This is a genomic window from Paraglaciecola psychrophila 170 (assembly GCF_000347635.1).
Classification (GTDB): Bacteria; Pseudomonadota; Gammaproteobacteria; order Enterobacterales; family Alteromonadaceae; genus Paraglaciecola; species Paraglaciecola psychrophila.
Map to the genome: position 1 here is coordinate 4054942 of NC_020514.1, position 11525 is coordinate 4066466.

Consider the following 11525-nt stretch of genomic DNA (forward strand, 5'->3'; position numbering starts at 1 on the left):
ACTGGTTATCTCTTTAATTAAAAGTGTCTCAAAAAATATTAGTTATATTTGAGGATCAAAAATAACATCCTAAAACACCTTTAAATTGGCGCTATGGCATTGCTCTTTGCGCATATCATAACCTTAGAAGTAGATGCTTGTCATCATTATTCCCTTAGATGAGAAGGAGCCTGAGGCGCGCCTTAAATCACGCTTAAAATATAGTACAGCCTTACTATAATGTTGCCCAACTACCCGTTCCTGTCTTTTGTTAACAGTAAATATGACTAATATGGTTATCGCCTGATAGGCCCTGTAGCGCTGTTCTTTGTGGTTGGGGCTAAATCATTTGTAAGGGCAAAAAGTGATTTTCCTGATTACTTTTTATGTTTTCGCGAAAAGATAACCGGCCTCTTTCTAGATAATGTTTTTCGCTATCTTCATTTGGCAACCAATGGCATAGATTATTGCTAAAAAAATTATAATTTAAGTAACAGCCGTATGCGTTTATGGCGGTAACTTAATTCAATTTAGCGCTTTTTTTAAGCTGGCCTGCCACCAATCCTTTGAAATTGTAACCACTACTCTACATTTTGACGTATGACTCTTGCAATTACGACACCGATAAGAGCTCCCGCATAAACACTGCTTATGTAACAGCTCGCTGGGGTCTATTCGATAAATTAAACGACCATTTCATAGCTTCAGATAACTTTTCCAATAAATAAAATGACAAATGTATAGGTAAGATGTTATCGCATTTTGGTGAATTAACGTCTATTTCAAAAGATGGATAATCAACCCAAAGCATCTATTCTATTTATAATATGTACTGAATTTACACATAGACGTTCGCCAAAAATCAAACTGCCATTGGGATAAAAGCTTCAAGACGAAGTTACAAAATAATGCACACGGTAATTCCTGGTAATTAAAAAAAATGATAAGCGAAGTCAAAAATGTAAATTTGTGCAGTTAGTACTACTCTAGTTGAATCATATTATTTACAGCCTATTTTTTAATTAGCACTAACGACCAAGTTTTTCTGCCAGTTCTGCACATTTTTGATTCTTCTGTGCTTTGTGTTCTAATCGAAATTCGGCCACTTTCTCGGGTGTTAGTGATCTTAAGTAAGCATTATCCTCATCGGAGTAATGATAATCCCATATATGCACTCCTGGACCATCATTAATGTAATAATCATGAGTAAGTGCTAAATATAGTTGACAACTAATCCCAGTAACCAATAGACACATACCCAATGCATATTTTAATTTCAACAGCACCCGGTTTTCGGATAGATCTTTTGTAGAGTTTATTAACCGAAACCACAAATACAATACACAAACAAACAGTGGCACCCATAGTTCAGCCGTATAGCGATGAGTAATGGTGGCGTATTTTAGTTGAAAAAAAGCACCAACACTAAATAGCATAAGTGCAACTAAGAGTATTTTATTGGTATTGCTTTTAAAATCCCTTGCTAGAGTTACTAAAACATACAAAAAACAAAAAATTGGTAGCCCCCACAATATAGCAAGTGGCACCAACGGGGTTTCTAAACGGCCAAAACCAGTCGCCAGATGCCAAGATAAACTCCAATGCAGGTCTGCACTTCCTGTAAGATAAACAATTATATTAGGAACCAGTCGAAGTATATTTGCAAAGTCTGATTGGGGTATTAATTTGCACGCTCGTTCACTAAAGCCTTCCAGAAAAAAATAGCCATAATTTCCTCCCATAAAAGATAGTGCATCACCATATTTAGCATAGTTCAACCACAATATACTCATTCCAAACAACCCCAGTATTGAAATGGCCGGCCAAAACGAACGTAATGATTGAATCAGAATACTAAAAGGGCCGACTGATAATTGAGTCTGTTTTCTAACTCGCACTGTTTGTACCAGTATCAAAATACCCGTCACTAGATATAAAGTTAATGCTGTGGGCATTCTAGCGTGGATACACAATCCGGCTAGCAGGGCGTAGGGAATTAAACTAATGTTCCGGTTTTCTTTTTGAAAAAAACCGTCATTAAGCAATAGGGCTAGATAAATGTTTACCAAACATAAACTGGCAGCATAGGGTTCATGATAGAGAGTCGCATTCTGCGAAATCATGAATGAAGCAGAACCAAACCATAAAAGGCAACTAACTCCGACCAGTAAGCCTAAGTTAAGTGCATGCCGGTTTGATTTTGAGATTTTTAAATATACTTTTATAAAACTAACTTGTAATGCAACCTGCCCAACTAAGGTAAAAAACAAAACTGAGAAATATGAAACGGGTGTTTGGGACAAATCAATAAAGGGAAAAAGCAGTGCGCGGACAAAGGTAGGCAACAAGCCATAATACATATAGGCCTTACTATTAAAATACCCCCCTTCTTTGCCTATTGCCTCCACAGGCACATCTAGACTCCCTTCGAGCATGCTCAAAAAGTAATGATTATAAGCTTTCCATAAAAACTGGGGCTGAAAGAGATCAAATGTCCATTGAGTGGCCATACCCACTGTTAATACTACAAAGATCATCATTGCGATCGTAGTAGATATCGCAATGCCATATCGGTTTATACAATTACTCAACATTGGTTATCACATTATTTTATTACTTGAAAATTAAAGCACGCTATTATTTAAATACCGGATTGGTATTCATAAAAAACATCCTTTGCAAGCTTGAGTGTACACGTTTAAGGAATTAGTAAATAGTTAGCTATATTTTATATTTATCCAACTACTCTAGTTAATTAGTGAATGATTGAAAATTTTCTCATAGCCCACGGTTTAAGCGGGCCTCTTGAAATCAGAATTGCAAATACCTTATTTGCCGTTACGCTATATCAAAGTATAAAAGTTACGAATTTAGTTCGTTTCTTCAAAGCAATATTATTATTATATTTATTGGCCACATGCCCCTGTATGATATTACTGCATGCATAGCCCAAATATTTGTGAAAGTGGCTGGGGGGAACTTGCAATCATTGTGTTTATTATGTGTGTAGGTTTGACTAAAACCAATTAAAACAAGTAGTTATATCAAGAGAAGTTGAAGTGTGTATATATAGAAAAAAAGTCCCGCCAATGTGGAACACAAAAATAATTTCAGACTAGGTATTCAAGGATTACGCGCTTTGGTCGTATTGAGTGTAGTGATTTTTCATATTTCACCACACCAAATTACAGGTGGCTACTTAGGTGTTGATATTTTTTCGTCATATCTGGCTATTTAAGTATGGGCCAAATATGGCGAACTCTGAACGAGCATCGACTTAGTTTTAGAGAATTTTATACCAAACGTCTTAAGCGACTACTCCCCGCCCTAGTTATCTTCGCTCTTTCTGAACGCAATATTATGGGATGTGTTATCAAATCCAATCAGTAATTTTTTTGGTAATATTTCTTATTCTTTTTACCTCTGGCATTGGCTATTTGACGTGGTTGAATAGATACGCCCCCCCTAGTTAAGACATGATAGCCTTAACTGGAGATAGGTAATGACAGCACGCAAGAAATATTCAAAAGAATTTAAATTGGATGCCATCGCATTGGTGGTAGAGCAAAAATACAGTCGTGTAGAGGCGGCTAGGAATTTAGGCCTCAGTCCTCAGATACTCGGTCGTTGGCTCAAAGAGGCCGAAGATGATAATGGTCGTGCTTTTAGAGGTAATGGCACCCTGACACCCGAACAAGCCGAAATCCGCAGCTTGAAGGGGCAAGTCAAGCGTCTCGAAATGGAGCGTGAGATATAAAAAAAAGCGACGGTCTTCTTTGCCAAAAAAAAGAAGTGAAGTATTCGTTTATTACCCGATATAAGAAGACCTGGCCTGTGCGCTTAATGTGCAGACTACTCGGTGTACAAAGTAACAATTATTACCGTTACCAGAAGCGTCAAACGGATAAACCTGATGGTCTAACGCATCAAGAGATGCTGGAAGGGGTAAAAGATATCGCCAGGTTCAGCGATAATACCTATGGCGAGACGCATTCAAAAAGTATTGAATACGCTGAGCTTTCCAGTGAGTCGCAGGAAAACAGCTCAATTGATGAAAGAAGCAGGCGTGTGGGTGCGGTATAAAAAGAAATATAAAGCCACCACCAACAGTGACCATAAAAAGCCCATTTATGACAATGAGCTAAAGCAAGATTTTGCAGCACAAAAGCCTGACCAAGCTTATGTGCATTATGTGCAGGATATCACCCACGTTTGGATATCAGAAGGCTGGTTGTATTTAGCGGTGGTGATTGATTTATATTCACGCAAAGTCGTGGGTTGGAGTATGAGTTCAAGAATGAAGGCCAGCTTAGTGTGTGACGCATTAACCATGGCAATATGGCAACGACAACCCAAAGCAAGATTGATTGTGCATTCAGACCAAAGCTTATCGCCGCCTTATCAAGGCACATAGTTTTGTCGGCAGCATGAGTAAAAAAGGGTGTTGTTGGGACAATGCTGTGGCAGAAAGCTTCTTCGGGAGTCTAAAGCAAGAACGGGTGCATTGGCGTAATTACTCTACACGATTTAGCGCCCAACAAGATATATTGAATTACATGACCATGTGGTACAACAGCCATAGAATTCATTCGTACTTGGGTTACCAAAGTCCTAATCACTTTGAGCAACAAAACAATGTATTACAAAAAGTAGCTTAACTGAGGTGGTCGTATTAGGTTGACCACGTCAATTTGTTATATTTTATAAGGCCTATTTGTTTGAGAAATTTGTAGAATTAGAAAAATTCGATAGACTCAGTGTATTAATCATTTCAATAGTACTCGCCACCTTAACTTATCGATTTGTTGAAATACCCTTTAAAAAAGTGAAATTCACCCCCACTAGTTACAAGTCGACACTTATATCTTTGTCAGTCACATTAGGTATAGCACTAACTACATGGGCTATTCCTATTTTCAACAGACTCACTTTACTCAGCAAACCAAACTATATGATTCGTATCTGGGTTATGACAACCCACATCGACAATACAGTTGCTTTTAAATGAGGGAAAGAAATGACTTCAACTTGTATGATCAAAGTAAATGTATTGACGCGGCACCTAAAAAAATTCAATATTTTATTAATCGGTGGCAGCAATGCCGAACAATGGTTTTCAGTTTTGCACCAAAATCTACAAAAAAATCAGACTTTATCATTAGCAACATCAAGTGGCTGCAAGCCTCTTGTACCATTACAAGGTATAAAACGTTGCAATGATCTCATTGATCGGGTGATAAACGACCTTACTATTAACAAACATTTTGATATAATTATATCCCGAGGTCGATGGAAAGCGAGAGATGTTCAATACATACCTGAAACGATTGCGCTACTAAAAAAGTCAACTCTCCAAGTTTTAGTAATGGGCCCTGTAGTAGAATACCAATATCCACTACCAAAGCTCCCAGCCAAATTTGGAGATTCACCTGAGAGCATGAAATATTCTGCGTACAGTGTACAAAAATAGCTTAGTAATGCATTAGCTAAGGTTACGATTCTGGCCGGTGGTAATTATATTCCAATCATTGACTATTTGTGTAATAGCGAGAAAACTGAATGTCAATTGGCTAACCACAATGGTATCCCTATGCAATTTGATTATGGTCATTTGACTCATGAAGGCGCCTCCCAGCTGATTGAAAAGGTGCACATAGTTGATTAATACATTCCCAGAAAAGATAACAATTTTGTTGCGACAGAGCCTTCTATTAATATGTTAAAAGCTAAATTCACACTAAAAAATCAAGCAATAAGCGCAATGGGCTGGGCTAGCGGTTTACAATTTATTTCTCAATTCATTTCGTTTCTACTCGGAATTTTTCTCGCAAGACTATTAATACCAGATGATTTTGGTTTAGTCGCTATGGTATTAGTATTTACCGCTTTTGCTCAATTATTGACTGACTTTGGATTGTCTGCATCTCTGATTCAAACAAAATACTTAGACAAAATACAAATTAATACTTGTTTCTGGTTTAGCCTAATTGTCGGGTTGATTCTGACATTTGTTATGGTGTTTTTTAGCTCTCAGATGGCTAACTTCTATCAACGAATAGAGATAATTGATATTTGTATATCTTTATCTTTTTTATTTTTATTCAATTCAGTTAGTAGCGTTCCAAAAGCAATAATGAGCAAGGAGCTAAGACACAAAGAAATTGGATTGATAGATCTTTATGCCAATATTACAGGAAGCTTTATTGCTTTGACTTGTGCACTATCGGGGATGTCATATTGGAGTTTAGTTATACAACAACTTGTGACTAACTTTATACGCACCGCTTTATTGCTTTATAAAAGTCACATTACTATTCTATTTTGCTTTAGTCTTTCAACGTTAAAAAGTTTATTCCGCTTTTCATTTTATGTGTTTTGTACCCAAACACTAAGGCAAATTACACTGCAAACCGATAAAATGCTGGTAGGTAGGTTTCTAGATTCAACTACACTGGGGCTGTATTCAAAAGCCTACCAATTGATGCTGTTCCCAATTAACAATATTTCCCGTGTTCTTGCCAATGTAATGTTCCCTACATTGAGTAAAATTCAAGATGATCCTGACCGAATTGGACGTATTTATCTAAAGACGATCGGGTGCATTTCTTTTCTCACTTTTCCTATGATGTTGGGTTTAATATGTATATCACCTTACTTTATTGAAGTTGTTTTGGGCACTGCATGGATAAATATGTCCCCTTATTTACAATTTTTTTGCGGTATTGGTATGTTGATGTCCATAGTAACCATCACGGGCTCAATATATTTAGCAATGGGACACTCTAAATTACAATTTAAAGTCAATCTTATCAATCAACCATTACAAATAGCTGGGTTTGTGATTGGTATTCAATTTGGCATACAAGGTATGATGTTTGGATTTACCGTGGCCTACATTATCTCAGCACTTATCACTTGGAGTACTGCCATGAAGCTAATAAATTTAAATTTAATGCACATTGTTAAAAGCCTTTTTCCCACTTTAATCATTACTTTGATGATGGCAGCTAGTATCACAGGGCTCGACATTTTGTTTTTAACAAACAATAGTCCTATAAGTAAATTAATTATACTTATACTTGCCGGAAGCCTGACCTATGCGAGTTTAAGTATTTTATTAAAGCCCAAGCCATTTATCCACATAATGGAACTTATAAATGAAAAGAGAAACAAAACCCAGTCTGATTGATTTACCTAGCGGATATTACGTTTGCCCCAGTGACTTTCGACAAACCTTCGATATTTAATTTTTACAAAACCTAAAATGCTGAGTCCGTCGTAATAGCTAACTATTGCCTGCACCGCGTTTTTATATTCTTCTTCTGGCATAGGCTTAAAAGCGTCAAGCTCTTCCATCGGCTCTGGTGTTGGCGATACCCAGTTAGATGACAAATCCGGCACATACTTTGATAACTTTTTATTAGTAACATAATAATTCACCATAATTGCATTTTGAGAAGCTTGATCAAGTTGTGGTTTGTTATCTGAATGAAAAGCCATATTTCCTGTAAACTTTCGACGTCCAAGCTCATACCAGAGCTCATTCCTGGAATTAAAAACAGCGTAATTGACTATGGTTTGAACTAAATTTAGTGATTCATTAACAGGTTCAGACTCGTCATCAGGGTCAAATTTAATATTTAAATTTAAAATTTTCAAAAAATCACTGACTACATTCTCCCCCTCAAACTTATCTCTGCTGAACTCCCTAACATATAAATTATTACCACCAAAACTGACTGCCCAGCAGGATAGCTTTTCGGTATAATCTAGATAATTTTGATAATATTTTAGATGTGTTGGTACAATGCAAATTGTATTACCAAAGAAATCTCGGGCACTCGAATGAGGATAACGAAAACCTTGGTGGTAATGAGATAAGAGGTGTTTATCTTGTCGTCGTATATAACAGATAACCTTAATATCATTAAAAATTTGACTCAGTTCATCAAAAACATATTGAATTTCTTCACTTTGGTACAGCCAAGAAAGTTCTTCACAAGACATTATCATATTACCTGTTGTCTTATTCAGTGCTGAAAACAGCCTTTTATCTAACTTAGCCTTGAATTCCTTCTTTTCACCACTAAAGCTAACCCAAGAATTAGCATTGCCGTGAACTGATTCAGTACCATCTGGCCTTTCACAAAATAAAATCCAACCTATTTCTTTTAAGCTGTTTCGATTTTTTAACAAAAACTTTTGGATTGACGTACTACCAGTTTTATGAGACCCGATATGTAAAATTAAACGCCTCATAAAAACTATCCTTTATTACCTTTCAAAAACATTTCATATTACCTCTAATGGTTTTAGGTGGGCTTAATCAAACACTATCCCACGTGACATTAACCTAAATGTGATAGAGATTGAACCTAATCCTAGATCTTAAAATTTACAAACCGAATGCACCTTTTGAACAACCTATAAACATAAGTTCACCAATATATTTAAGTTTGGCTTTAGGAATAAAAACGAACCACCAGTACTCTATTAAATAAATTTATAGTATTCTACAACGATAAAACCATCCCGTGGGCGAATTTCTAATAATGCAGCCAAGTAAAAATAAATCTTTAGAGGGCATTGAGATCGCGGTCATTATTCCTTGCTTTAATGACGTAGATAGATTGAATTTATGTCTTGATGCTCTATCAAAACAAACATTAAACTCGCAAAAATTTACAGTCATTGTCGTAGATAACGGCTCTGATATTTATCCAACTGTCGCTACCGACCTTTATCCTAATGTTCATCTGCTTTCAGAATCGAAACCAGGTTCTTACAATGCCAGAAATAAAGGTATTGCTTCAATAGAATCTGAATTTTATGCCTTCACTGATGCCGACTGTATACCAGAAAAAACATGGCTAGAAGAATCTCTAAATGCAGTTAAAAATCAAGAAATTGACGCAATTGGTGGACCAATACATTTATTTTCCATCAAAGAGGATGCACCAACACCTTTTGAATTACTTGACATACTATCCGGTTTTCAGCAACACAAGTCAGTTAAAAAATTACTTTATACTCCTACAGCCAACCTTGTTACGAAATCCAAAACATTTGAAAAAATAGGATATTTTAATGGTTCACTCATGTCTGGCGGAGATAAAGAATGGTGTCAACGTCTTAACAATTCGGGCGGAACACTCTTATATGTGCAAAATGCAACGGTTAATCACCCAGCTAGAGCTTCAGCCATTGAATATTATACAAAAATACGGCGCTTAGCACACGGTATGTGGGCAAGGAAAAATACCGATCCTACAATTAAATCTTATTTAGGGATAAAAGGACTTGTAAGCTGTATTACGCCACCAATAAATAGATGGAAAAGTATATTTAACGATTTTCCCGACATACCTTTATCGACAAAAATAAAAGCGGCTTTTTATCTGTATACAGTTAAATTTTATTCACAATATCAAATTCAACTTTGTCGCTTTGGTTTGATAAAAATAGCCGAAAGAAAGTAAGCTATTTGGTATCAATTTATAACCGGTTAATATTCATCTCATTCTATGAGATCAGCCTTGAGCGGCAAGGTAATACATAAAACTTAAACGAATAAAAAGTAATTCACTACAATTTACTAATTGCAGAGATCAACATATGACTTTTACGTGATTGGCGTATTTACGGTAAGTTCGGTGCTATTAACTATATGTTGCATTGTAAGCATGCAAAACAAGCAACATAATAAGAGTGCTTTTGCCTTTATTCAAAATAACTCGACCATTTAGTATTTACAAAGAAACGGTATAGCTCATCATAATTATTGATAATATCTTTTAATTCTCGCAATTCTTTTTTTAAGTCGTTGACTGGTAAAGATTGTGGTTGAATACAAAAATTAGTTTGCACTGTTTGTAAATAGCCACTGTTATCAGAGGCTAGAGTTTCACAACTAATTTTCAATAAATCTCGATCTTTAAAACGCTCTCTTACAAGCTCGGCATATCGCTCTCGCTTTTCAAAAAACACTTTGTATTGCGCTGGATTAAGTGTGATTTGTATAGTTGGCCTTTTTGCCGTGTCTTTAATACTCAAACCCCAGTCTTTTTGGCAATCTTTACCGAGCACAAGGTTTTAAGGGATTTATCGCGATTAAATATGATTAAAGCAATGTCTTTTTCTTGTTTTAACCATTTCCATACGGGCTAGAATCGTGCGTTGTCTATTTGATCAGGGAACACTTTAAAACCTACAGCAACGGTATCTTGTGCCTGTTCAGCAAATATTACGTTTTCTAAAAACGTCACCGGGAGCGCGTTTCTGTATTTAAACATTGGTAACGACTGGTTATCGTAACCTTTTATAGTTAAACGTAATTAGGCTAGGGGTAAACACTTCAGCAAAGGCTTTAATGTTAGGATGCGACTTTAGACCTGATGTCAGCACGGATGAACTGCAACGCTGGTATCCAAAAATGACGTAACGTTTGTAGTTTTGATTGGCCCCTTCTTGAGGGACTAAGTCCCTGACCTTCTCTTCTGAAGGAGTTGGGGTGATAATAGCTTTTAAACTTCTTACGATACTTTTTGGCACTGAATAAATATCCTTTAAATATATATCCACTAGGCTTTAAATTATTATAAAGCACTAATATTTAAATTTGCAGACAGCGAACTATAACCGCTCAACATTCTTCTCAAAACCTGACAGCAGCTTTAAACGGTATGTTAAGGTATAAAATTTTAAATAATAAAAAAATGCCACAAGTTGCAATTTACGCGTTGCAGATATCGACAGCTTAGTCTTACGCAATTGACGTATTTTATCTAATGGAGGCATAAGCGCTTCAAACAAGCCTACAAAACTGAAGAGTTTATCAGACTTCACGTTGCGGTGATTGTAATAAAAACCACCGTAAAGGCGCCGTAATTTAGTTTTAATGCTACTCACTGACTGCCTAGCGGGGTGCACTACCCTTGCCGACTCACAATACGCTAGCGCAAAGCCAGCCTTCACCATTCTTTGACACCAGTCTTTGTCACCACTGGATTTTAAATTGGCGTTGAACTCCCCGACTGCCTCGATAACACTAAGACGGGTAACCAAGTTAGCCGTAACTGAAAAATTTTCTTTACGAATATAATCAGCTTGTTCAAAACCCGTGACCATATCGTACAACTCGGCAAGTGATGGTGAATCGCTGGCTGCATACATGTCAATACACCCACCGATAGCACCGAGTTTTTCTGAGTCGTTTTCAAGGGCCTTAATAGCTGCAGACAACCATTCTTTGTCAGGTATGCAATCTGAATCAGTGAAGGCAATAATTTCGCCCAACCCCACTTGTTTTAATGCTAAATTACGAGCGCTATAGGAGCCGGGGTGAGCTTCATGTAAATAACGAGCAAAAGCATACTGACTCACTAGTTTGTCACAGGGCTGCGATGAATTGTTATCTACCACCCACACCTCAAACTTCGTTTGCGGGTATGTCTGTTGACTCAGCGCATCAAGACACAGTGAGAGCCTTGCCGTATCGTTATAGGTTGGGATGATAACCGTAACTGCAGGAGTGTTCATTCGGCTAT

General features: G+C 36.8%; 8 protein-coding genes and 2 pseudogenes. 4 read left to right on the plus strand and 6 right to left on the minus strand.

From position 1 onward, the window contains the following. Nucleotides 1-1007: 1007 nt before the first annotated feature. Complete coding sequence (locus C427_RS17755) at nt 1008-2573, minus strand: hypothetical protein (RefSeq protein ID WP_007643654.1); 1566 nt, start codon at nt 2571-2573, stop codon at nt 1008-1010. A 908-nt stretch (nt 2574-3481) separates the two neighbouring features. On the opposite strand from C427_RS17755, the pseudogene C427_RS17765 reads away from it, so the two are divergent. The 3 genes and pseudogenes from C427_RS17765 (at nt 3482) to C427_RS17780 (ending at nt 7168) form a co-directional block, all read left to right on the plus strand. Then, nucleotides 3482-4637 (plus strand): annotated as a pseudogene (locus C427_RS17765) (IS3 family transposase). A 374-nt stretch (nt 4638-5011) separates the two neighbouring features. Beyond that, a pseudogene (locus tag C427_RS17775) lies at nt 5012-5644 on the plus strand (SGNH hydrolase domain-containing protein). Nucleotides 5645-5695: 51 nt separating this feature from the next. Next, complete coding sequence (locus C427_RS17780; RefSeq protein ID WP_015431145.1) at nt 5696-7168, plus strand: lipopolysaccharide biosynthesis protein; 1473 nt, start codon at nt 5696-5698, stop codon at nt 7166-7168. Between the two features lie 5 nt (nt 7169-7173). On the opposite strand, the gene C427_RS17785 is transcribed toward C427_RS17780, so the two are convergent. After that, nucleotides 7174-8175 carry a hypothetical protein gene (locus C427_RS17785; RefSeq protein ID WP_226991293.1) on the minus strand — a complete coding sequence of 334 codons (1002 nt, stop codon included), beginning with the start codon at nt 8173-8175 and terminating at the stop codon, nt 7174-7176. Nucleotides 8176-8531: 356 nt separating this feature from the next. On the opposite strand from C427_RS17785, the gene C427_RS17790 reads away from it, so the two are divergent. Further along, nucleotides 8532-9458: a glycosyltransferase family 2 protein gene (locus C427_RS17790; protein ID WP_015431146.1), complete on the plus strand. Its 927-nt coding sequence runs from the start codon at nt 8532-8534 to the stop codon at nt 9456-9458. A gap of 241 nt (nt 9459-9699) precedes the next feature. On the opposite strand, the gene C427_RS17795 is transcribed toward C427_RS17790, so the two are convergent. From C427_RS17795 to C427_RS17805, 4 genes are all read right to left on the minus strand, one after another. Continuing rightward, nucleotides 9700-10032: a hypothetical protein gene (locus C427_RS17795; RefSeq protein WP_226991294.1), complete on the minus strand. Its 333-nt coding sequence runs from the start codon at nt 10030-10032 to the stop codon at nt 9700-9702. A gap of 110 nt (nt 10033-10142) precedes the next feature. After that, nucleotides 10143-10271, minus strand: a complete 129-nt coding sequence (locus C427_RS28250; protein ID WP_007643235.1) for a hypothetical protein — start codon at nt 10269-10271, stop codon at nt 10143-10145. A gap of 13 nt (nt 10272-10284) precedes the next feature. Beyond that, nucleotides 10285-10530: a hypothetical protein gene (locus C427_RS17800; RefSeq protein WP_007643239.1), complete on the minus strand. Its 246-nt coding sequence runs from the start codon at nt 10528-10530 to the stop codon at nt 10285-10287. A gap of 81 nt (nt 10531-10611) precedes the next feature. Then, nucleotides 10612-11517: a glycosyltransferase family 2 protein gene (locus C427_RS17805; protein WP_007643241.1), complete on the minus strand. Its 906-nt coding sequence runs from the start codon at nt 11515-11517 to the stop codon at nt 10612-10614. Nucleotides 11518-11525: the final 8 nt, after the last annotated feature.

Coding starts and splice junctions, on each gene's coding strand:
- C427_RS17755 (WP_007643654.1), bottom strand. CDS start 2,573: ATGTTGAGTAATTGTATAAACCGATATGGCATTGCGATATCTACTACG.
- C427_RS17790 (WP_015431146.1), top strand. CDS start 8,532: ATGCAGCCAAGTAAAAATAAATCTTTAGAGGGCATTGAGATCGCGGTC.
- C427_RS17805 (WP_007643241.1), bottom strand. CDS start 11,517: ATGAACACTCCTGCAGTTACGGTTATCATCCCAACCTATAACGATACG.
- C427_RS17780 (WP_015431145.1), top strand. CDS start 5,696: ATGTTAAAAGCTAAATTCACACTAAAAAATCAAGCAATAAGCGCAATG.
- C427_RS28250 (WP_007643235.1), bottom strand. CDS start 10,271: ATGTTTAAATACAGAAACGCGCTCCCGGTGACGTTTTTAGAAAACGTA.